This is a genomic window from Escherichia sp. E14V7, assembly GCF_004212225.1.
Classification (GTDB): Bacteria; Pseudomonadota; Gammaproteobacteria; order Enterobacterales; family Enterobacteriaceae; genus Escherichia.
On the sequence record NZ_RHJJ01000002.1, the window covers coordinates 172,795 to 193,786 of the forward strand.

At 52.5% G+C, this 20,992-nt stretch carries 22 protein-coding genes; 20 read left to right on the forward strand and 2 right to left on the reverse strand.

The annotated features are described in order from the left end of the window. Window positions 1-45: 45 nt before the first annotated feature. Complete coding sequence (gene mrcA, locus D9741_RS03380) at window positions 46-2,598, reverse strand: peptidoglycan glycosyltransferase/peptidoglycan DD-transpeptidase MrcA (protein WP_130208973.1); 2,553 nt, start codon at window positions 2,596-2,598, stop codon at window positions 46-48. A 119-nt stretch (window positions 2,599-2,717) separates the two neighbouring features. Between mrcA and hofM the strand changes: the two genes are divergently transcribed. From hofM to D9741_RS03480, 20 genes are all read left to right on the forward strand, one after another. Further along, on the forward strand, window positions 2,718-3,497 hold the full coding sequence (gene hofM, locus D9741_RS03385) for a DNA utilization protein HofM (protein ID WP_130217654.1): 780 nt from the start codon (window positions 2,718-2,720) through the stop codon (window positions 3,495-3,497). Beyond that, window positions 3,497-4,036 carry a PilN domain-containing protein gene (locus D9741_RS03390; protein ID WP_130217652.1) on the forward strand — a complete coding sequence of 180 codons (540 nt, stop codon included), beginning with the start codon at window positions 3,497-3,499 and terminating at the stop codon, window positions 4,034-4,036. The genes hofM and D9741_RS03390 overlap by 1 nt, the downstream gene beginning before the upstream one ends. Next, window positions 4,020-4,460, forward strand: a complete 441-nt coding sequence (locus D9741_RS03395; protein ID WP_130217650.1) for a DNA utilization protein HofO — start codon at window positions 4,020-4,022, stop codon at window positions 4,458-4,460. The genes D9741_RS03390 and D9741_RS03395 overlap by 17 nt, the downstream gene beginning before the upstream one ends. After that, the gene (gene hofP, locus D9741_RS03400; protein ID WP_130217648.1) at window positions 4,450-4,854 is read left to right on the forward strand and encodes a DNA utilization protein HofP; all 405 of its coding nucleotides are present in this window, start codon (window positions 4,450-4,452) and stop codon (window positions 4,852-4,854) included. The genes D9741_RS03395 and hofP overlap by 11 nt, the downstream gene beginning before the upstream one ends. Further along, window positions 4,766-6,004: a DNA uptake porin HofQ gene (hofQ, locus tag D9741_RS03405; protein WP_130217646.1), complete on the forward strand. Its 1,239-nt coding sequence runs from the start codon at window positions 4,766-4,768 to the stop codon at window positions 6,002-6,004. The genes hofP and hofQ overlap by 89 nt, the downstream gene beginning before the upstream one ends. Window positions 6,005-6,404: 400 nt before the next feature. Next, on the forward strand, window positions 6,405-6,926 hold the full coding sequence (gene aroK / locus D9741_RS03410) for a shikimate kinase AroK (RefSeq protein ID WP_001507994.1): 522 nt from the start codon (window positions 6,405-6,407) through the stop codon (window positions 6,924-6,926). A 56-nt stretch (window positions 6,927-6,982) separates the two neighbouring features. Beyond that, the gene (aroB, locus tag D9741_RS03415) at window positions 6,983-8,071 is read left to right on the forward strand and encodes a 3-dehydroquinate synthase (RefSeq protein ID WP_130208963.1); all 1,089 of its coding nucleotides are present in this window, start codon (window positions 6,983-6,985) and stop codon (window positions 8,069-8,071) included. Window positions 8,072-8,162: 91 nt separating this feature from the next. Next, a complete protein-coding gene (gene damX / locus D9741_RS03420) occupies window positions 8,163-9,461 on the forward strand; it encodes a cell division protein DamX (RefSeq protein ID WP_130217644.1) in 1,299 nt (432 codons plus the stop codon). A 106-nt stretch (window positions 9,462-9,567) separates the two neighbouring features. Continuing rightward, window positions 9,568-10,404 (forward strand): adenine-specific DNA-methyltransferase, encoded by an 837-nt coding sequence (dam, locus tag D9741_RS03425; protein ID WP_130217642.1) that lies wholly within the window; start codon window positions 9,568-9,570, stop codon window positions 10,402-10,404. A gap of 17 nt (window positions 10,405-10,421) precedes the next feature. Beyond that, window positions 10,422-11,099 (forward strand): ribulose-phosphate 3-epimerase, encoded by a 678-nt coding sequence (gene rpe / locus D9741_RS03430; RefSeq protein WP_000816280.1) that lies wholly within the window; start codon window positions 10,422-10,424, stop codon window positions 11,097-11,099. Further along, window positions 11,092-11,850, forward strand: a complete 759-nt coding sequence (gph, locus tag D9741_RS03435) for a phosphoglycolate phosphatase (protein WP_130217640.1) — start codon at window positions 11,092-11,094, stop codon at window positions 11,848-11,850. Before rpe ends, gph begins: the two co-directional genes overlap by 8 nt. Continuing rightward, window positions 11,843-12,847 (forward strand): tryptophan--tRNA ligase, encoded by a 1,005-nt coding sequence (gene trpS / locus D9741_RS03440; RefSeq protein WP_130217638.1) that lies wholly within the window; start codon window positions 11,843-11,845, stop codon window positions 12,845-12,847. The genes gph and trpS overlap by 8 nt, the downstream gene beginning before the upstream one ends. Before the next feature lie 290 nt (window positions 12,848-13,137). Continuing rightward, on the forward strand, window positions 13,138-14,043 hold the full coding sequence (gene yhfZ / locus D9741_RS03445) for a GntR family transcriptional regulator YhfZ (protein ID WP_064527578.1): 906 nt from the start codon (window positions 13,138-13,140) through the stop codon (window positions 14,041-14,043). Between the two features lie 16 nt (window positions 14,044-14,059). Beyond that, complete coding sequence (locus D9741_RS03450) at window positions 14,060-14,422, forward strand: PRD domain-containing protein (RefSeq protein ID WP_130208951.1); 363 nt, start codon at window positions 14,060-14,062, stop codon at window positions 14,420-14,422. Between the two features lie 83 nt (window positions 14,423-14,505). Next, window positions 14,506-15,690, forward strand: coding sequence for a YhfX family PLP-dependent enzyme (locus tag D9741_RS03455; RefSeq protein ID WP_130217636.1), 1,185 nt, complete (start codon window positions 14,506-14,508; stop codon window positions 15,688-15,690). Next, window positions 15,669-16,895, forward strand: coding sequence for a phosphopentomutase (locus tag D9741_RS03460; protein ID WP_130217634.1), 1,227 nt, complete (start codon window positions 15,669-15,671; stop codon window positions 16,893-16,895). The genes D9741_RS03455 and D9741_RS03460 overlap by 22 nt, the downstream gene beginning before the upstream one ends. Next, complete coding sequence (locus tag D9741_RS03465) at window positions 16,892-17,770, forward strand: phosphotriesterase-related protein (RefSeq protein ID WP_130217632.1); 879 nt, start codon at window positions 16,892-16,894, stop codon at window positions 17,768-17,770. Before D9741_RS03460 ends, D9741_RS03465 begins: the two co-directional genes overlap by 4 nt. Before the next feature lie 10 nt (window positions 17,771-17,780). Beyond that, a complete protein-coding gene (locus D9741_RS03470; protein WP_000719728.1) occupies window positions 17,781-18,134 on the forward strand; it encodes a DUF2620 domain-containing protein in 354 nt (117 codons plus the stop codon). Between the two features lie 11 nt (window positions 18,135-18,145). After that, on the forward strand, window positions 18,146-19,450 hold the full coding sequence (locus tag D9741_RS03475; RefSeq protein ID WP_000366844.1) for a YhfT family protein: 1,305 nt from the start codon (window positions 18,146-18,148) through the stop codon (window positions 19,448-19,450). A gap of 11 nt (window positions 19,451-19,461) precedes the next feature. Then, complete coding sequence (locus D9741_RS03480) at window positions 19,462-20,547, forward strand: aminotransferase class I/II-fold pyridoxal phosphate-dependent enzyme (RefSeq protein ID WP_130217630.1); 1,086 nt, start codon at window positions 19,462-19,464, stop codon at window positions 20,545-20,547. A gap of 107 nt (window positions 20,548-20,654) precedes the next feature. Here D9741_RS03480 and D9741_RS03485 read toward each other — a convergent pair whose 3' ends face one another. Beyond that, the gene (locus D9741_RS03485; RefSeq protein ID WP_064527562.1) at window positions 20,655-20,822 is read right to left on the reverse strand and encodes a YhfL family protein; all 168 of its coding nucleotides are present in this window, start codon (window positions 20,820-20,822) and stop codon (window positions 20,655-20,657) included. Window positions 20,823-20,992: the final 170 nt, after the last annotated feature.

Below are 20,992 nucleotides of genomic sequence, written 5' to 3' on the forward strand. Positions count from 1 at the left end.
CGCACTTTGCCAGCAAACTGAAAAGGCGCCGAAGCGCCTTTTTAATTAGAACAATTCCTGTGCCTCACCATTATCGATAATGGTCGTTCCCACCTCGCGCACCGCCTGCTGTGTAGGCTGTGTACCTTCAATGAAGTACTCTTCGCGGCTGTTGCCGCCGCTGGCCAGTTGCCCAGTGCTGCGATCGATATTCACCGTCACAATACCCGGCGGCGGCGTCAGCGGTTGTTCCGGTACGCCTTCCAGAACGGCTTTCATATAAGCGTCCCATGCAGGCTGCGCGCTTTTAGCACCACCTTCATAACCAGAGATCTGATCTTTAATTGCCCCTGAAGCCGTGGTATGACCGAGATTACGACGGTGGTCGTCAAAGCCAATCCATACTGAGGTTACTACGCCTGGTCCGTAACCCGAGAACCATGCATCCTTCGAGCTGTTGGTGGTCCCGGTTTTCCCGCCGATATCATGACGTTGCAAATCACGACCTGCGCGCCAGCCAGTACCTTGCCAGCCTGGTTCACCAAAGATATTGGTGTTCAGTGCGCTCTTAATCAGGAATGCCAGCGGAGTGCTGATAACGTGCGGTGCATACTCCTGCGCTCCGGTCTTCGCGACTAATGTCTGATTAGCTTGCTCTAGTTGCGGCATCGGCACCGAAACATTTTGCTGCTCGCGGGAGATAGCCACGTCTTCAACGTCGTTATTTTCCAGCACGTTCGATTTTTGCGTATCGCCGTAAATCACCGGGATATCGCATTCCGGGCAAGCTACTTTCGGTTTCGCTTCGAAAATCACGCCGCCCTGGTCGTTTTCAATTTTGCTGATAAACCACGGATCCACCAGGAAGCCACCGTTCGCCATTACTGCGTAGCCGCGCGCCACCTGCAGCGGCGTGAAGGACGCGGAACCCAGCGCCAGCGATTCGGTATGAACAATGTTTTGCGCCGGGAAGCCGAAGCGTTGCAGATACTCTGCAGCGTAGTCAACGCCCATAGCCCGCATTGCACGCACCATCACTACGTTCTTCGACTGGCCCAGTCCCTGACGTAAACGGATTGGACCGGCATATTGCGGCGGTGAGTTTTTCGGCTCCCAGTCAGAACCAGCACCGGCGTCCCAGCGGGAAATCGGCACATCGTTCAGCATACTTGCCAGCGTCAGACCTTTATCCATTGCTGCGGTGTAGAGGAACGGTTTGATATTCGAACCCACCTGACGCAGCGCCTGAGTTGCGCGGTTGAACTTGCTCTGGTTGAAGTCAAAGCCACCCACCAGCGCCATGACGGCACCGTTTTGCGGATTGATCGACACAAGCGCCGAGTTCACCTCTGGCACCTGCGCCAGCCACCAGGCATCGCCAACCTGGCGAACCCAGATTTGCTGACCCGTTTGCACCACATCAGTCACTTTACGCGGCGTCGGTCCCTGTTGAGTGTCTGAACGGTAAGGACGCGCCCAGCGAACGCCTTCCATACGCAACGTTACGGACGTTCCGTCAGCCAGCATCGCTGTCGCTTCCTGCGGATTGGTGCTGGTAACTGCGGCAGGCAGCAGCGGACCGTAAGTCGGCAACGCTTTCAGAGTATTGGTTATCTTTTTGGTGTCCCACGCCGTCTCACCCACTTTCCACAGCACATTAGCCGGGCCGCGATAACCGTGACGCATGTCGTAGTCCAGCACGTTGTTACGCACCGCTTGCTGCGCGGCCTGCTGAACTTTGCGGGTAATGGTGGTGTAAATGCGATAACCGTCTTCATAAGCGCTTTCGCCGTAACGGCTATACATCTCCTGACGCACCATTTCGGTGAGATACGGCGCCGAGAACGCAATTTCCGGTGCGTGATAATTGGCGTTAATCGGCTCACTACGCGTCTGATCGTATTGCTGCTGGGTGATATACCCTTCGCTCAACATACGTGACAGCACAACGTTACGCCGCGCGACGGCGCGATCCATTGAGTAGAGCGGGTTGAAAGTGGATGGGGCTTTTGGCAGCCCGGCAATCACCGCCATTTCGTTCAGCGTCAGTTGGTCGACCGTTTTACCGAAATAGACTTGTGCCGCAGCACCGACACCATAGGCACGGTAACCGAGGTAAATCTTGTTCAGATAAAGCTCGAGGATCTCGTCTTTAGTCAGCAACTGTTCAATACGAATCGCGAGGAAGACTTCCTTAATCTTACGCATCAGCGTGCGTTCCGGACTGAGGAAGAAGTTTCTCGCCAGTTGCTGGGTAATGGTACTCGCCCCTTGTGACGCGTGACCAGAGAACAACGCCACACTTGCCGCACGGAAGATCCCCACCGGGTCAACGCCGTGATGCTCATAAAAGCGGCTGTCCTCCGTCGCGATAAAGGCTTTCACCATTTCCGGCGGGATTTGATCCAACGTAACCGGAATACGACGCTTTTCACCATATTGCGCAATTAGCTCGCCATCGGCGCTGTAAATCTGCATCGGAATTTGTAGGCGAACATCTTTTAATGTCGCCACATCCGGCAGTTGTGGCTCGATGTAGCGGTAGAGGCCATAAATCGAGCCTGCTCCCAGCAGAATGCAACAGACTGCAAGGATCAATAAATACTTTACGAACTTCACTGGAAATTTCCGATTTGGTTTCATTTGGGCAGTTTATAAACAAACGCGCGGTAGTATAAAGGCAAGCCAGACGCATTGATATACCCGTCAGAGTGACGGGTGATAAGGAGATCATCACAATGGCATTTAAGAACTGGCAAATTGGGTTGCATTTACAACAGCAAGAAGCGGTGGCGGTTGCTATCGTGCGTGGTGCAAAAGAATGTTTTTTGCAACGTTGGTGGCGTTTGCCGCTGGCGACAGACATTATCAAAGATGGACGCATTCTCGATACAGAGCGGCTGGCAAAAACGTTGTTACCGTGGAGTCGTGAACTGCCGCATCGACATCACATTATGCTGGCATTTCCTGCTGGTCGAACGTTACAGAGGGCATTTCCACGCCCGGCGATGTCTCTCGGTGAGCGAGAGCAAACGGCATGGCTGGCAGGCACAATGGCACGCGAGCTGGATATGGAACCGGACTCTCTGCGCTTCGATTATAGCGAAGATTCACTAAGCCCGGCCTATAACGTGACCGCCGCGCAAAGCAAAGAGTTGGCAACGTTACTTACCCTGGCAGAAAGATTGCGTGTTCACGTTAGCGCGATTACCCCAGATGCCTGCGCTTTACAACGGTTTCTGCCTTTTTTACCCCCTCACAAGCAATGTCTGGCCTGGTGTGACCACGAACAGTGGTTGTGGGCGACGCGTTATAACTGGGGGCGCAAGCTGGTGGTGGGGATGACAAGCGCGAATGACCTTGCAGCGATGTTATCCGTGGACCCCGACAGTATCGCAATATGCGGCGAAGGCGGATTTGACCCCTGGGAGGCGGTTTCTGTTCGTCAGCCGCCGCTACCGCCACCAGGTGGAGACTTCGCCATTGCGCTGGGGTTGGCGCTTGGGGAGAGTCGCTAATGAACCCACCAATCAATTTTTTGCCCTGGCGACAGCAACGCCGTGCGGCCTTTTTTCGCTTCTGGTTGCAGATGTTTGTTGCCCCTCTGCTGCTGACCGTAGGGATAACGCTAATGCAGCGTCTGGCATATAACGCCGAAGCACGTGTAGACGCCATTTTGCTCGAGGGAGAACAACAACTCGCCCGTAGCTTACAGGTCACTAAGCCACGTTTGCTGGAACGCCAACAGTTACGCGAACAGCATTTGCGACGTCAGCGTCAGCGACAATTTACCCGCGACTGGCAACCAGCGCTGGAAGCGCTGGCGATGCTTTTACCAGAAAAAGCCTGGCTGACCACGCTGAGCTGGCAGCAGGGAACGCTGGAAGTCAAAGGACTTACGTCGAACATCACCGCACTAAATGTGTTGGAGAAGTCACTCCGTGAGGATGCCTCTTTTCAGCTCAACCAGCGAGGGGCCACGCAGCAGGATGCACAAGGGCGCTGGCAATTTGCGTATCAGTTAACAAGGAAGGTTAGTGATGAACTCGCTCTTTGACTGGTGGTTTGCCACATCTCCTCGTACCCGTCAGTTTGGCTGGGCAGTCTGGTTGCTGGTGTTGTTCACAATCATCGTTCTTTCATTGGCTCATCAGGAAGAGAGCGACGCATTAATTCGACTGCGGGCAAGTAATCACCAGCAGTGGGCTGCACTGCATCGCCTGGTAGACACCACACCCATCCGCGAAGAAAAGACGTTGCCCTTTTCGCCGCTGGATTTTCAGTTGCCTGGCGCGCAACTGGTTTACTGGCATCCGTCCGCCCAGGGAGGGGAGTTGGCGTTGAAAACGCTCTGGGAAGCGGTGCCGTCGGCATTTACACGACTGGCAGAGCGCAACGTCAGCGTAAGTCGTTTTTCGTTAAGTGTGGAAGGTGATGAACTCTTGTTCACGCTCCAACTGGAGGGGGCGAATGATGGCTAAACGTTGGCTGCTGGCTGGTGTTGCATTATGGCTATTAACCGGCATGCGCGACCCGTTTAAACCACCGGAAGATCTATGCCGGATTAGCGAACTTACCCAGTGGCGCTATCAGGGGATGGTAGGAAGAGGCGAGCGCGTTATCGGCGTAATAAAAGATGGGCAAAAGAAATGGCGACGGGTGCAGCAAAACGATGTGCTGGAAAACGGCTGGACGATCTTACAGCTGACGCCAGACACACTAACGCTGGGAACCGGGACAAACTGCGAACCGCCACAGTGGTTGTGGCAACGGCAAGGAGATACAAATGAAGCAATGGATAGCCGCACTACTGTTGATGCTGATACCCGGCGTACAGGCGGCAAAGCCGCAAAAAGTGACGCTGATGGTGGATGACGTTCCGGTTGCTCAGGTTTTGCAGGCGCTGGCCGAACAGGAGAAGCTAAACCTGGTGGTGTCGCCAGACGTCAGCGGTACGGTGTCGTTACATCTAACAGATGTTCCCTGGAAGCAGGCACTACAAACGGTAGTGAAAAGCGCCGGACTGATAACGCGCCAGGAGGGCAACATTCTCTCAGTGCATTCCATTGCCTGGCAGAATGACAATATCGCCCGCCAGGAGGCGGAGCAGGCGCGGGCGCAGGCAAATCTGCCGCTGGAAAATCGCAATATTACTCTGCAATACGCCGACGCCGGAGAGCTGGCGAAAGCGGGGGAGAAGCTACTGAGTGCCAAAGGCAGCATGACCGTTGATAAACGCACCAATCGCCTTTTGCTGCGCGATAACCAGGCGGCGTTAACTGCACTGGAACAGTGGGTCATGCAAATGGATTTGCCGGTAGGCCAGGTTGAACTGTCGGCGCATATTGTCACCATTAATGAAAAAAGTTTGCGTGAGTTAGGCGTGAAATGGACGCTGGCCGATGCGCAACACGCTGGCGGCGTTGGGCAAGTGACTACGCTCGGTAGCGATCTCGCGGTGGCGACGGCGACGACGCATATCGGTTTTAACATTGGGCGGATCAACGGACGTTTGCTGGATCTGGAGCTTTCCGCACTAGAACAGAAACAGCAACTGGATATCATCGCCAGCCCTCGTTTACTGGCTTCGCATCTCCAGCCTGCCAGCATTAAACAGGGAAGCGAAATTCCGTATCAGGTTTCCAGTGGTGAAAGTGGTGCAACATCGGTGGAGTTTAAAGAGGCGGTACTGGGAATGGAGGTCACGCCCACGGTGTTACAAAAAGGTCGCATCCGGCTGAAATTACACATCAGCCAGAACGTTCCGGGGCAGGTCCTTCAACAAGCCGATGGCGAAGTGCTGGCAATTGATAAGCAGGAGATCGAAACGCAAGTCGAGGTCAAAAGCGGAGAAACGTTGGCGCTGGGCGGCATTTTTACCCGTAAAAATAAATCGGGTCAGGATAGCGTACCGCTGTTGGGTGACATTCCCTGGTTCGGGCAATTATTTCGTCATGACGGAAAAGAAGATGAACGACGTGAGTTAGTGGTGTTTATCACGCCACGACTGGTTTCCAGTGAGTAAACCGCCGCAAAAGCGGTGATGTTTTTACGTTGAACGTGTTTCATCTATTTGACGCGCGCAGGTATTTAGCATACAAGGAGTACCGATTTGAGAGTTGGTGCTCTTAGCTGCCTGCGTTTTATGATGATGATTTATCATTCAGGCGGCATTTTGCTGTCTTTTTTACGCTAATCTTACCCGGTGATTTATCGCCAAAGCGGTGATAGCAAGGCAGCATGCCTGCAGCGACCAGATATGCAGAGGGATGGGCGATTTATTCAGTTGCCAAACCTGCTGGAGTATTGAGATAATTTTCAGTCTGACTCTCGCAATATCTTATGAGGTTTCAGTTCATGTCCTGCTGCGCTCTCTGAGCGAAGCGGGTTTATCATTAACGAATAGTCTTAGTAGTACCGAAAAAATGGCAGAGAAACGCAATATCTTTCTGGTTGGGCCTATGGGTGCCGGAAAAAGCACTATTGGGCGCCAGTTAGCTCAACAACTCAATATGGAATTTTACGATTCCGATCAAGAGATTGAGAAACGAACCGGAGCTGATGTGGGCTGGGTTTTCGATTTAGAAGGCGAAGAAGGCTTCCGCGATCGCGAAGAAAAGGTCATCAATGAATTGACCGAGAAGCAGGGTATTGTGCTGGCTACTGGCGGCGGCTCTGTGAAATCCCGCGAAACGCGTAACCGTCTTTCCGCTCGTGGCGTTGTCGTTTATCTTGAAACGACCATCGAAAAGCAACTTGCACGCACGCAGCGTGATAAAAAACGCCCGTTGCTGCACGTTGAAACACCGCCACGTGAAGTTCTGGAAGCGTTGGCCAATGAACGCAATCCGCTGTATGAAGAGATTGCCGACGTGACCATTCGTACTGATGACCAAAGCGCTAAAGTGGTCGCAAACCAGATTATTAACATGCTGGAAAGCAACTAATTCTGGCTTTAAATACACTCGTCTGCGGGTACAGTAATTAAGGTGGATGTCGCGTTATGGAGAGGATAGTCGTCACTCTCGGGGAACGTAGTTACCCAATTACCATCGCATCTGGTTTGTTTAACGAACCAGCTTCATTCTTACCGCTGAAATCGGGCGAGCAGGTGATGTTGGTCACCAACGAAACCCTGGCTCCTCTGTATCTCGATAAGGTCCGCGGCGTACTTGAACAGGCGGGTGTTAACGTCGATAGCGTTATCCTCCCTGACGGCGAGCAGTATAAAAGCCTGGCAGTACTCGACACCGTCTTTACAGCGTTGTTGCAAAAGCCGCATGGCCGCGATACTACACTGGTTGCACTTGGCGGCGGCGTGGTGGGCGATCTTACCGGTTTCGCGGCGGCGAGCTATCAGCGCGGCGTTCGCTTCATTCAAGTCCCAACGACGCTATTGTCGCAGGTTGACTCCTCCGTTGGCGGCAAAACCGCGGTAAACCATCCCCTCGGTAAAAACATGATTGGCGCGTTTTACCAACCTGCATCGGTGGTGGTAGATCTCGATTGTCTGAAAACGCTTCCTCAGCGTGAGTTGGCTTCGGGGCTAGCGGAAGTCATCAAATACGGCATTATTCTTGACGGCGAGTTTTTCCATTGGCTGGAAGAGAATCTCGACGCGCTGCTTCGTCTGGATGGCCCTGCAATGGCGTACTGTATTCGCCGCTGCTGTGAGCTGAAAGCAGAAGTTGTCGCCGCCGACGAGCGTGAAGCTGGCTTACGTGCTTTACTCAATCTTGGACATACCTTTGGTCATGCCATTGAAGCTGAAATGGGCTATGGTAATTGGCTACACGGTGAAGCGGTTGCTGCGGGTATGGTAATGGCGGCGCGCACATCGGAACGTCTCGGGCAGTTCAGTTCTGCCGAAACGCAGCGTATTATTACCCTGCTCACGCGGGCTGGGTTACCGGTCAATGGGCCGCGCGAAATGTCCGCGCAGGCATATTTACCGCATATGCTGCGTGACAAGAAAGTTCTTGCGGGAGAAATGCGCTTAATTCTTCCGCTGGCAATTGGTAAGAGCGAAGTTCGCGGCGGTGTTTCGCACGATATCGTTCTTAACGCCATTGCTGATTGTCAGTTAGCGTAACAACAAGAAAGGTCAGGCCGCTTATCCGGCGGTTTATTAGCTTCAGGTTAATTGCAACGTGGTAAGCATTAACCTTTTAGTGGGGTGTTAAATGGATGAATTCAAACCAGAAGACGAGCTGAAACCCGATCCCAGCGATCGTCGTACTGGTCGTTCTCGTCAATCTTCTGAGCGTTCTGAACGTACTGAACGTGGCGAACCGCAGATCAATTTTGATGATATTGAACTTGATGATACGGATGATCGCCGTCCGACCCGCGCGCAAAAAGAGCGCGATGAGGAACCGGAAATCGAACAAGAATATGACGAATCCGAAGATGAAACGTTGGATGAAGAGCGCGTAGAGCGGCGTCCGCGTAAGCGCAAAAAAGCAGCCAGTAAACCCGCTTCTCGTCAGTATATGATGATGGGCGTCGGTATTCTGGTTCTGTTGCTGTTGATCATCGGTATCGGTTCTGCGTTAAAAGCCCCCTCGACCTCTTCCAGCGATCAAACTGCGTCTGGCGAGAAGAGTATTGATCTTGCTGGCAATGCGACCGATCAGGCGAATGGCGTGCAGCCAGCACCGGGAACCACGTCTGCGGAAAATACTCAGCAGGATGTTTCTCTGCCGCCGATTTCTTCTACGCCGACCCAGGGGCAAACCCCGGCGACAACGGATGGTCAACAGCGTGTTGAAGTACAGGGTGATCTGAACAATGCCCTGACCCAGCCGCAAAATCAGCAACAGCTGAACAATGTGGCGGTAAATTCGACATTGCCGACCGAACCCGCAACGGTTGCGCCAGTACGCAATGGCAATGCATCGCGCGACACGGCAAAAACGCAAACCGCTGAACGTCCGACCACCACGCGTCCGCCTCGTCAGCAGGCAGTGATTGAACCGAAAAAACCGCAAGCAACTGTGAAAACCGAACCGAAGCCGGTAGCACAGCAACCGAAGCGTACCGAACCAGCAGCGCCAGTGGCGAGCTCGAAGGCACCGGCTGCGACTTCTACGCCAGCGGCAACGCCAGCGCCGAATGCGACTGCCAGCACGGAGCCGGCACAAACGGCATCTCCGGCGCAAACCACAACAACACCAGCTGCTGGGGCGAAGAGCGCGGGTAATGTTGGTTCGTTGAAATCGGCACCGTCAAGCCATTACACTCTGCAGTTGAGCAGTTCCTCTAACTACGACAACCTGAACGGTTGGGCGAAGAAAGAGAACCTGAAAAACTACGTTGTCTATGAAACGACGCGTAATGGTCAGCCGTGGTATGTCCTGGTTTCTGGCGTGTACGCTTCGAAAGAAGAAGCGAAAAAAGCGGTATCTACATTGCCAGCCGATGTCCAGGCCAAAAATCCTTGGGCGAAACCGCTGCGTCAGGTACAGGCCGATCTGAAGTAATCAAGGCTATTTCCCGCAATGGATAACCGTTGCGGGAACTGCCTGAAGCGCTGGATGCTGTCGGAGCTTTCTCCACAGCCGGAGAAGGTGTAATTAGTTAGTCAGCATGAAGAAAAATCGCGCTTTTTTGAAGTGGGCAGGGGGCAAATATCCCTTGCTTGATGATATTAAACGGCATTTGCCTAAGGGCGAATGTCTGGTTGAGCCTTTTGTGGGTGCCGGGTCGGTGTTTCTTAACACCGACTTTTCTCGTTATATCCTTGCTGATATCAACAGCGATCTGATTAGTCTCTACAACATTGTAAAGACGCGTACTGAAGAGTATGTGCAGGCTGCCCGCGAGCTGTTTGTTCCCGAAACAAATTGCGCGGAGGTCTACTATCAGTTCCGCGAAGAGTTCAACAAAAGCCAGGATCCCTTGCGTCGGGCAGTACTGTTTTTATATTTGAACCGCTACGGTTACAACGGTTTGTGCCGTTACAATCTGCGCGGTGAATTTAACGTGCCGTTTGGCCGTTATAAAAAGCCCTATTTCCCGGAAGCTGAGTTGTATCATTTTGCCGAAAAAGCGCAGAATGCCTTTTTCTATTGTGAGTCTTACGCCGACAGCATGGCGCGCGCAGATGATGCATCCGTCGTTTATTGCGATCCGCCTTATGCGCCGCTTTCTGCGACCGCTAACTTCACGGCATATCACACAAACAGTTTTACGCTTGAACAACAAGCCCATCTGGCGGAGATCGCAGAAGGTCTGGTTGATCGCCATATTCCTGTGCTGATCTCCAATCACGATACGATGTTAACGCGTGAGTGGTATCAGCGCGCAAAATTGCATGTCGTCAAAGTTCGACGCAGTATAAGCAGCAACGGCGGCACACGTAAAAAGGTGGACGAACTGCTGGCTTTGTACAAACCAGGAGTCGTTTCACCCGCGAAAAAATAATTCTCAAGGAGAAGCGGATGAAACAGTATTTGATTGCCCCCTCAATTCTGTCGGCTGATTTTGCCCGCCTGGGTGAAGATACCGCAAAGGCCCTGGCAGCTGGCGCTGATGTCGTGCATTTTGACGTCATGGATAACCACTATGTTCCCAACCTGACAATTGGGCCAATGGTGCTGAAATCCTTGCGTAACTACGGCATTACCGCCCCTATCGACGTGCATCTGATGGTGAAACCCGTCGATCGCATTGTGCCGGATTTCGCTGCTGCTGGCGCCAGTATCATTACCTTTCATCCAGAAGCCTCCGAGCATGTTGACCGCACGCTGCAACTGATTAAAGAAAATGGCTGTAAAGCGGGGCTGGTATTTAACCCGGCGACACCATTGAGCTATCTGGATTATGTGATGGACAAGCTGGATGTGATCCTGCTGATGTCCGTCAACCCTGGTTTCGGCGGTCAGTCTTTCATTCCGCAAACACTGGATAAACTGCGCGAAGTGCGCCGCCGCATCGATGAGTCGGGCTTTGATATCCGTCTGGAAGTGGACGGTGGCGTGAAGGTGAACAACATTGGCGAAATCGCTGCGGCGGGAGCGGATATGTTCGTCGCCGGTTCGGCAATCTTCGACCAGCCAGACTACAAAAAAGTCATTGATGAAATGCGCAGTGAACTGGCAAAGGTAAGTCATGAATAAGTTTGAAGATATTCGCGGCGTCGCATTTGATCTCGACGGTACGCTGGTGGACAGTGCTCCTGGTCTTGCTGCTGCGGTAGATATGGCGCTGTATGCGCTGGAGTTGCCTGTTGCAGGTGAAGAACGCGTTATTACCTGGATTGGTAACGGCGCAGATGTTCTGATGGAGCGCGCATTGACCTGGGCGCGTCAGGAACGTGCGACTCTGCGTAAAACAATGGGGAAACCGCCCGTTGATGACGACATTCCGGCAGAAGAACAGGTACGTATTCTGCGTAAACTGTTCGATCGCTACTATGGCGAAGTTGCCGAAGAGGGGACGTTTTTGTTCCCGCACGTTGCCGATACGCTGGGCGCGTTGCAGGCTAAAGGCCTGCCGCTAGGCCTGGTTACCAACAAACCGACGCCGTTCGTCGCGCCGCTGCTCGAAGCCTTAGATATCGCCAAATACTTCAGCGTGGTGATTGGTGGCGATGACGTGCAAAACAAAAAACCGCATCCGGACCCGCTGTTACTGGTGGCTGAGCGGATGGGAATTGCCCCACAACAGATGCTGTTTGTTGGCGACTCACGCAATGATATTCAGGCGGCAAAAGCGGCAGGTTGCCCATCAGTTGGCTTAACCTACGGATATAACTACGGCGAGGCTATCGATCTCAGCCAGCCTGATGTAATTTATCACTCTATAAATGACCTTCTGCCCGCATTAGGGCTTCCGCATAGCGAAAATCAGGAATCGAAAAATGACTAAGCCCATCGTTTTTAGTGGCGCACAGCCCTCAGGTGAATTGACCATTGGTAACTACATGGGTGCGCTGCGTCAGTGGGTAAACATGCAGGATGACTACCATTGCATTTACTGTATCGTTGACCAACACGCGATCACCGTGCGCCAGGACGCACAGAAACTGCGTAAAGCGACGCTGGATACGCTGGCGTTGTACCTGGCATGTGGCATCGATCCTGAGAAAAGCACCATTTTTGTTCAGTCCCACGTACCGGAACATGCGCAGTTAGGCTGGGCACTGAACTGCTATACCTACTTCGGCGAACTGAGCCGCATGACGCAGTTTAAAGATAAATCTGCGCGTTATGCCGAGAACATCAACGCAGGTCTGTTTGACTATCCGGTGCTGATGGCTGCGGACATCCTGCTGTATCAAACTAATCTGGTACCGGTGGGTGAAGACCAGAAACAGCACCTCGAACTGAGCCGCGATATCGCCCAGCGTTTCAACGCGCTGTACGGCGATATCTTTAAGGTGCCGGAGCCGTTTATTCCAAAATCTGGCGCGCGTGTAATGTCGCTGCTGGAGCCGACCAAGAAGATGTCCAAGTCTGACGATAACCGCAATAACGTTATCGGCCTGCTGGAAGATCCGAAATCGGTAGTGAAGAAAATCAAACGTGCGGTTACTGACTCCGACGAGCCACCGGTAGTTCGCTACGATGTGGAGAACAAAGCGGGCGTTTCCAACCTGCTGGATATCCTTTCTGCAGTTACTGGCAAGAGCATCCCGGAACTGGAAAAACAGTTCGAAGGCAAGATGTATGGTCATCTGAAAGGCGAAGTGGCTGATGCCGTTTCCGGTATGCTGACTGAATTGCAGGAACGCTATCACCGTTTCCGCAATGACGAAGCCTTCCTGCAACAGGTGATGAAAGACGGCGCAGAAAAAGCCAGCGCGCACGCTTCCCGTACGCTGAAAGCGGTGTATGAAGCGATTGGTTTTGTGGCGAAGCCGTAATTCACTCTTGCTGGCAAATTGCGCTTTGTTCATGCCGGATGCAGCGTGAACGCCTTATCCGGCCTACAAAGTAATGCACATATTGCAAGGAAATGTAGGCCTGATAAGTGTAGCGCCTCAGGCAATGTTGCTTTTATCATCACTCTGAAACCGGGGAAACCCGGTTTTTTCATCCTCTTTTCGCAACAACCCGAAAAAATGTGAAGTGCCTCGCCGTTTCCACATCTCTTGGTTGCCACTTATCTTCATTTTAATGAAGATATAAATATTCACTTTATTGAAAATATACTATGCGTCGAACGTTTATTAAAAAAGAAGGCGTCGTCATCACGACTCTGGCTCGTTATCTGTTAGGTGAAAAGTGCGGTAATCGATTGAAAACAATAGATGAACTGGCAACTGAATGCCATTCATCGGTTGGTCTGACACAGGCCGCGCTGAAAACGCTGGAATCAAGCGGCGCGATACGAATTGAACGCCGTGGGCGCAATGGCAGTTATCTGGTCGAGATGGATAACAAAGCATTGCTGACTCATGTGGATATCAACAACGTGGTATGTGCGATGCCCTTGCCCTATACCCGTTTGTACGAAGGACTGGCGAGCGGATTGAAAGCCCAGTTTGATGGCATTCCTTTTTACTATGCGCATATGCGTGGCGCGGATATTCGCGTGGAGTGTTTGCTTAACGGCGTGTATGACATGGCGGTAGTGTCCCGTCTGGCGGCAGAAAGTTATCTCACGCAAAAAGGGTTATGCCTCGCGCTGGAGTTGGGGCCGCATACCTATGTTGGCGAGCACCAGCTGATTTGCCGTAAAGGGGCGTCCGGCAACGTGAAACGCGTGGGGCTGGATAACCGCTCGGCGGATCAGAAAATCATGACCGATGTCTTTTTTGGCAATAGTGATGTGGAGCGCGTTGACCTCTCATATCACGAGAGTTTACAACGCATTGTAAAAGGCGATGTCGATGCGGTTATCTGGAACGTGGTGGCGGAAAGCGAACTGGCCATGCTGGGATTAGAAGCGACGCCGCTGACGAACGATCCACGATTTTTACAGGCCACTGAAGCCGTGGTGCTAACGCGAGCCGATGATTACCCGATGCAACAATTGCTACGTGCGGTTGTTGATAAACATGCCCTGCTTGCTCATCAACAGCGAGTCGTCAGTGGGGAACTTGAACCCAGTTATTAAGCGAAAGGCGTCTTAAATGGAAAACAGACTCAACCTGCTTTGCGAGGCAGGCGTCATTGATAAGGACATCTGCAAAGGCATGATGCAGGTCGTCAAAGTACTGGAAACAGAATGCCATCTTCCCATACGCAGCGAGCAGGGAACGATGGCGATGACGCATATGGCGAGTGCGCTGATGCGCAGTCGTCGGGGCGAACACATACTGCCGCTGGATGACGAATTACTGGCGGAACTGGCGCAATCCACATACTGGCCAGCGATTGTGCAATTGCATCAGGTGCTATTGAAGGAATTCGCGCTGGAAATTAACCCGTGTGAAGAAGGGTATTTGCTGGCCAATCTCTATGGATTATGGATGGCCGCCAACGAAGGTGTCTGAGTTATACGGCAAACCCGCGTCACATAACTTAAATATTCAAAAAAATGAATGTTTAATTCAAGGAATAGAAACGAGGCAACAAGATGTTTGTAGAAGCATTGAAACGCCAGAACCCAGCGCTGATTTCCGCCGCACTAAGCTTGTGGCAACAGGGCAAGATCGCCCCGGACAGTTGGGTTGTCGACGTGGATCAGATACTGGAAAACGGTAAGAGGCTGATTGAGACGGCGCGACTTTACGGCATTGAGCTGTATCTGATGACCAAGCAGTTTGGCCGTAATCCGTGGCTGGCGGAAAAACTTCTGGCACTGGGCTACAGCGGCATTGTGGCGGTGGATTACAAAGAGGCGCGGGTCATGCGCCGCGCCGGTCTGCCGGTGGCGCATCAGGGACATCTGGTGCAAATCCCTTGTCACCAGGTTTCTGACGCCGTTGCACAGGGAACTGACGTCATCACCGTGTTTACTCTCGATAAAGCGCGGGAAGTCTCTGCAGCAGCGGTGAAGGCCGGACGTGTGCAGTCTGTGCTGCTCAAAGTTTATAGCGATGATGATTTTCTTTATCCGGGCCAGGAGAGCGGTTTTCCCCAAAACACGCTGCATGACATTGTCGCTGAAATCCAAAAACTACCAGGACTACATTTGGCGGGACTTACCCATTTCCCTTGCCTGCTTTGGGATGAGGCTGCCGGGAAAGTTTTGCCGACACCGAATCTTCACACGCTGGTACAAGCACGGGATCAACTGGCGAAATCTGGTATTGCGATTGAGCAACTGAACGCGCCTTCAGCGACCAGCTGCACTTCGCTGCCATTGCTGGCGCAATACGGTGTGACTCATGCCGAACCCGGTCATGCGCTGACGGGCACTATTCCGACAAACCAGCAGGGCGACCAACCTGAACGTGTCGCGATGCTTTGGCTGAGCGAAATTTCCCACCATTTCCGTGGCGACAGCTACTGCTACGGCGGCGGTTACTACCGTCGTGGTCATGCTCACCGCGCTCTGGTTTTTACTAAAGAAAATCAAAAGATTACTGAAACCAACCTCAAAACTGTAGATGACAGCAGTATCGACTACACCCTGCCGTTAGCAGGCGAGTTTCCGGTGAGTAGTGCCGTAGTGTTCTGTTTTCGTACACAAATTTTTGTTACCCGCAGTGATGTGGTGCTGGTATCGGGTATTCAGCGTGGCGAACCGGAAATCGTCGGTCGTTATGACAGTCTTGGAAACTCTCTGGGGGCGTATTGGCGCGATTCGTGGTGTTAGTGATTGATAGCTTTGGCGTAGGCGCAATGAAAGATGTCACGTTGGTGCGCCCGCAAGATGCGGGAGCGAATACCTGTGGTCACATTTTGAGCCAGCTGCCGCATTTGCAGCTGCCAACGCTGGAGAAAATGGGGCTAATCAACGCATTAGGTTATGCGCCTGGAGATATGCAGCCGTCAGATTCTGCAACCTGGGGCGTGGCAGAGCTGCAACATGAAGGTGGCGATACCTTTATGGGGCATCAGGAAATTTTAGGCACGCGCCCGTTACCGCCGCTACGGATGCCCTTTCGCGATGTGATTGACCGTGTTGAGCAAGCATTACTTAACGCTGGTTGGCAGGTGGAGCGTCGTGGTGATGATCTGCAATTTCTGTGGGTCAATCAGGCGGTTGCGATTGGCGATAATCTCGAGGCGGATTTAGGCCAAGTCTATAACATTACCGCCAATCTCTCTGTGATCTCTTTTGACGACGCAATCAAAATTGGTCGTATCGTGCGTGACCAGGTACAGGTCGGTCGGGTCATTACATTTGGTGGCCTGTTAACCGACAGTCAGCGTATTCTCGATGCCGCAGAAAGCAAAGAAGGGCGCTTTATTGGTATTAATGCGCCGCGTTCTGGCGCTTATGACAATGGTTTCCAGGTCGTGCATATGGGCTACGGCGTCGATGAAAAAGTGCAGGTGCCGCAAAAACTGTATGAAGCAGGCGTGCCAACCGTGCTGGTGGGTAAGGTGGCAGATATTGTCAACAATCCTTATGGCGTGAGCTGGCAAAACCTGGTGGATAGCCAGCGGATTATGGATATCACCCTCGACGAATTTATCACCCATCAGACAGCGTTTATTTGCACCAACATTCAGGAAACCGACCTCGCTGGTCACGCAGAAGACGTCGCACGTTATGCCGAACGTTTGCAGGTCGTTGACCGTAATCTTGCTCTCCTGGTTGAGGCGATGCAGCCAGATGACTGCCTGATCGTCATGGCTGATCACGGCAACGACCCGACAATCGGTCACAGCCACCATACCCGCGAAGTCGTGCCGGTGCTGGTTTTTCAGCAAGGCCTGGCTGCTACTCAGCTAGGTGTTCGCACCACGCTTTCTGATGTGGGGGCTACCGTGTGTGAATTTTTCCGTGCGCCACCGCCACAAAATGGTCGCTCTTTTCTTTCCTCCCTCCGGTTTGCAGGAGACACCCTATGAGTTTTGATTCAACGGGCTACACCCTGGCCCATGAGCATCTGCATATTGATCTCTCCGGCTTTAAAAACAACGTGGACTGCCGCCTTGATCAGTATGCGTTCATTTGCCAGGAGATGAACGACCTGATGGCCCAGGGCGTGCGTAATGTGATTGAGATGACCAACCGTTACATGGGGCGCAATACGCAATTTATGCTCGATGTAATGCGCGAAACCGGGATCAACGTGGTGGCCTGTACCGGTTATTACCAGGACGCGTTTTTCCCGGAACATGTGGCGACCCGCAGCGTGCAGGAACTGGCGCAGGAGATGGTCGATGAAATTGAGCAGGGTATCGATGGCACGGAGCTGAAAGCCGGGATCATCGCGGAGATTGGCTCCAGCGAAGGAAAGATTACGCCGCTGGAAGAGAAAGTGTTTATTGCCGCCGCGCTGGCACATAACCAGACCGGACGCCCGATCTCCACACATACCTCTTTTAGCACGATGGGGCTGGAACAACTGGCTCTGTTGCAAGCCCACGGAGTTGATCTTTCGCGCGTCACCGTTGGTCACTGCGATCTGAAAGACAACCTCGACAACATTTTGAAGATGATCGATCTCGGCGCGTATGTGCAGTTCGACACCATCGGCAAGAACAGCTACTACCCGGACGAAAAGCGCATTGCGATGCTCCACGCGCTACGTGACCGTGGGTTGCTGAACCGCGTCATGCTGTCGATGGATATTACGCGCCGCTCCCATTTAAAAGCCAACGGTGGTTATGGCTATGACTTTTTATTGACCACCTTTATTCCGCAATTGCGCCAGTCAGGATTCAGTCAGGCCGATGTGGATGTGATGTTACGTGAAAATCCCTCTCAATTTTTCCAATAAGGACAGACTAATGAAAAAGATTGGCGTTGCAGGCTTACAGCGTGAGCAGATTAAAAAAACCATCGAAGCGACGGCTCCTGGCTGTTTTGAAGTTTTCATTCACAACGACATGGAAGCGGCAATGAAAGTGAAATCCGGGCAACTGGATTACTACATCGGCGCGTGTAATACCGGTGCGGGCGCGGCATTGTCGATTGCCATCGCGGTGATTGGCTATAACAAAAGTTGCACCATTGCCAAGCCGGGCATTAAAGCGAAAGACGAGCATATCGCCAAAATGATCGCCGAAGGGAAAGTGGCGTTTGGGCTTTCCGTTGAGCACGTCGAACACGCGATTCCGATGTTGATTAACCATCTGAAATAAAAGGCACGACTATGGATCTGTATATTCAGATTATCGTGGTGGCGTGCCTGACGGGTATGACATCGCTTCTGGCGCATCGCTCGGCGGCTGTTTTTCATGACGGTATCCGCCCGATCCTGCCGCAACTGATTGAAGGCTATATGAACCGTCGCGAGGCGGGGAGTATCGCTTTTGGTCTGAGCATTGGTTTTGTGGCCTCGGTGGGGATCTCTTTTACCCTGAAAACCGGGCTGCTAAACGCATGGCTACTCTTTCTTCCTACCGATATCCTCGGCGTACTGGCGATAAACAGCCTGATGGCGTTTGGCCTTGGCGCTATCTGGGGGATATTGATCCTCACCTGCCTGTTGCCAGTAAACCAGCTGCTGACCGCGCTACCGGTGGATGTATTAGGTAGTCTGGGGGAATTAAGCTCGCCGGTGGTTTCAGCTTTTGCACTGTTCCCACTGGTGGCGATTTTCTACCAGTTTGGCTGGAAGCAAAGTCTGATCGCCGCCGTGGTTGTGCTGATGACCCGTGTGGTAGTCGTGCGCTATTTCCCGCATCTCAATCCGGAATCCATCGAAATCTTTATTGGCATGGTAATGCTGCTGGGGATCGCGATAACTCACGACCTGCGTCATCGTGATGAAAATGACATCGATGCCAGCGGGCTTTCGGTGTTTGAAGAACGTACGTCGCGGATTATCAAAAACTTACCCTATATCGCTATCGTGGGGGCATTGATTGCTGCCGTTGCCAGCATGAAGATTTTTGCTGGTAGCGAAGTTTCGATCTTCACACTGGAGAAAGCGTACTCCGCAGGCGTAACGCCGGAACAATCACAAACGCTGATTAACCAGGCAGCTCTGGCAGAATTCATGCGCGGACTGGGATTTGTGCCGTTGATTGCCACCACCGCGTTAGCCACCGGCGTATATGCAGTTGCGGGCTTTACCTTTGTTTATGCGGTGGGCTATCTCTCGCCGAATCCGATGGTTGCAGCGGTATTAGGTGCAGTGGTTATTTCGGCAGAAGTCTTGCTGCTTCGTTCGATCGGCAAATGGCTGGGGCGCTACCCGTCGGTGCGTAATGCGTCGGATAACATCCGTAACGCCATGAATATGCTGATGGAAGTGGCTCTGCTGGTCGGTTCGATTTTCGCAGCAATTAAGATGGCGGGTTATACCGGATTCTCTATCGCGGTTGCCATTTACTTCCTCAACGAATCTCTGGGCCGTCCGGTACAGAAAATGGCGGCACCGGTCGTGGCAGTAATGATCACCGGCATCCTGCTGAATGTTCTTTACTGGCTTGGCCTGTTCGTTCCGGCTTAAGGAAGGCATCGATGAAGACGTTTCCTCTGCAAAGCCTGACGATTATTGAGGCGCAGCAAAAGCAGTTTGCGCTGGTGGATAGCATTTGTCGCCATTTCCCCGGCAGCGAGTTTCTTACTGGCGGTGATTTAGGGTTAACTCCAGGTCTGAATCAACCGCGTATTACCCAACGGGTGGAGCAGGTGCTGGCTGATGCATTTCACGCACAGGCCGCGGCGCTGGTGCAGGGCGCGGGGACTGGAGCGATTCGCGCCGGGCTGGCGGCTTTGCTCAAACCGGGGCAGCGTCTTCTGGTGCATGACGCGCCTGTTTATCCGACGACTCAGGTCATTGTTGAGCAGATGGGGCTGACGCTTATCACTGCTGATTTCAATGACCTGGCGGCACTGAAGCAGGCCATTGAAGCGCAACAACCGGATGCGGCGCTGGTACAGCATACGCGCCAGCAGCCACAGGACAGCTACGTGCTGGCAGATGTGCTGGCAACGTTGCGCTCGTCTGGCGTGCCAGCGTTAACCGATGACAACTATGCGGTGATGAAGGTAGCGCGAATCGGCTGCGAATGCGGGGCGAATGTCTCGACATTCTCCTGCTTCAAGCTGTTTGGGCCAGAGGGTGTTGGCGCGGTGGTAGGTGATGCCGATGTTATTCGTCGGATTCGCGCCACGCTTTACTCCGGCGGCAGCCAGATTCAGGGCGCTCAGGCGCTGGAAGTGTTGCGTGGGCTGGTGTTCGCGCCAGTGATGCACGCGGTGCAGGCGGGGGTATCTGAACGGTTGCTGGCCTTGCTCAACGGTGGCGCGGTGGCGGAAGTGAAAAGCGCCGTCATTGCCAATGCGCAGTCGAAGGTGTTGATTGTGGAGTTTCATCAGCCGATTGCCGCCAGGGTGCTGGAAGAGGCGCAAAAGCGCGGCGCGTTGCCTTACCCGGTGGGTGCGGAGTCGAAATATGAGATCCCACCGCTCTTTTACCGTCTTTCCGGAACGTTTCGTCAGGCGAATCCGCAATTAGAACATTGCGCGATTCGCATTAATCCAAATCGTAGCGGTGAGGAGACGGTACTGCGGATTTTACGTGAGAGTATTGGCAGTATTTAATCGTTGTGAATGACGTTTACGGAGTTAATACAAAAACAAATACGCCCTCAGGTAATCCCGAGGGCGTCAGGTAATTAAATCAGCGTTAGCTAATTTCAGTCAGAGACTTACTGTGCAGTAGGACCGCAGCCGCCAATGATTTTAGAAATAGAAATTGCCGGGTGCAGCAAGTAGTCGTAAGAGCAGTTCTTTTCACGGTTTTCAATATGACCAGTACATGCAGTTAATGTTGCCAGAACTGCACCAACCAGTGCCACTTTAATAAACTTGTTCATTTTCATTCCCTATGTAAAATATATCGAGTAATATTCATTGATTATGTGAATATAAGCAAACAGCTCGCTAAAGACGATACAGGAATATCTATTATGCGTCAGTGAACGGACTATGAATATTATGCTTATATTTGTAAGCCGCTGTAACTGCAGGGCGTTATTAAAATAAA

What these genes read in the sequence shown, in the direction of transcription:
- hofM (WP_130217654.1), top strand. Translation starts at nt 2,718, where the DNA reads ATGGCATTTAAGAACTGGCAAATTGGGTTGCATTTACAACAGCAAGAA.
- D9741_RS03390 (WP_130217652.1), top strand. Translation starts at nt 3,497, where the DNA reads ATGAACCCACCAATCAATTTTTTGCCCTGGCGACAGCAACGCCGTGCG.
- D9741_RS03395 (WP_130217650.1), top strand. Translation starts at nt 4,020, where the DNA reads ATGAACTCGCTCTTTGACTGGTGGTTTGCCACATCTCCTCGTACCCGT.
- hofP (WP_130217648.1), top strand. Translation starts at nt 4,450, where the DNA reads ATGATGGCTAAACGTTGGCTGCTGGCTGGTGTTGCATTATGGCTATTA.
- hofQ (WP_130217646.1), top strand. Translation starts at nt 4,766, where the DNA reads ATGAAGCAATGGATAGCCGCACTACTGTTGATGCTGATACCCGGCGTA.
- aroK (WP_001507994.1), top strand. Translation starts at nt 6,405, where the DNA reads ATGGCAGAGAAACGCAATATCTTTCTGGTTGGGCCTATGGGTGCCGGA.
- aroB (WP_130208963.1), top strand. Translation starts at nt 6,983, where the DNA reads ATGGAGAGGATAGTCGTCACTCTCGGGGAACGTAGTTACCCAATTACC.
- damX (WP_130217644.1), top strand. Translation starts at nt 8,163, where the DNA reads ATGGATGAATTCAAACCAGAAGACGAGCTGAAACCCGATCCCAGCGAT.
- dam (WP_130217642.1), top strand. Translation starts at nt 9,568, where the DNA reads ATGAAGAAAAATCGCGCTTTTTTGAAGTGGGCAGGGGGCAAATATCCC.
- rpe (WP_000816280.1), top strand. Translation starts at nt 10,422, where the DNA reads ATGAAACAGTATTTGATTGCCCCCTCAATTCTGTCGGCTGATTTTGCC.
- gph (WP_130217640.1), top strand. Translation starts at nt 11,092, where the DNA reads ATGAATAAGTTTGAAGATATTCGCGGCGTCGCATTTGATCTCGACGGT.
- trpS (WP_130217638.1), top strand. Translation starts at nt 11,843, where the DNA reads ATGACTAAGCCCATCGTTTTTAGTGGCGCACAGCCCTCAGGTGAATTG.
- yhfZ (WP_064527578.1), top strand. Translation starts at nt 13,138, where the DNA reads ATGCGTCGAACGTTTATTAAAAAAGAAGGCGTCGTCATCACGACTCTG.
- D9741_RS03450 (WP_130208951.1), top strand. Translation starts at nt 14,060, where the DNA reads ATGGAAAACAGACTCAACCTGCTTTGCGAGGCAGGCGTCATTGATAAG.
- D9741_RS03455 (WP_130217636.1), top strand. Translation starts at nt 14,506, where the DNA reads ATGTTTGTAGAAGCATTGAAACGCCAGAACCCAGCGCTGATTTCCGCC.
- D9741_RS03465 (WP_130217632.1), top strand. Translation starts at nt 16,892, where the DNA reads ATGAGTTTTGATTCAACGGGCTACACCCTGGCCCATGAGCATCTGCAT.
- D9741_RS03470 (WP_000719728.1), top strand. Translation starts at nt 17,781, where the DNA reads ATGAAAAAGATTGGCGTTGCAGGCTTACAGCGTGAGCAGATTAAAAAA.
- D9741_RS03475 (WP_000366844.1), top strand. Translation starts at nt 18,146, where the DNA reads ATGGATCTGTATATTCAGATTATCGTGGTGGCGTGCCTGACGGGTATG.
- D9741_RS03480 (WP_130217630.1), top strand. Translation starts at nt 19,462, where the DNA reads ATGAAGACGTTTCCTCTGCAAAGCCTGACGATTATTGAGGCGCAGCAA.
- D9741_RS03485 (WP_064527562.1), bottom strand. Translation starts at nt 20,822, where the DNA reads ATGAACAAGTTTATTAAAGTGGCACTGGTTGGTGCAGTTCTGGCAACA.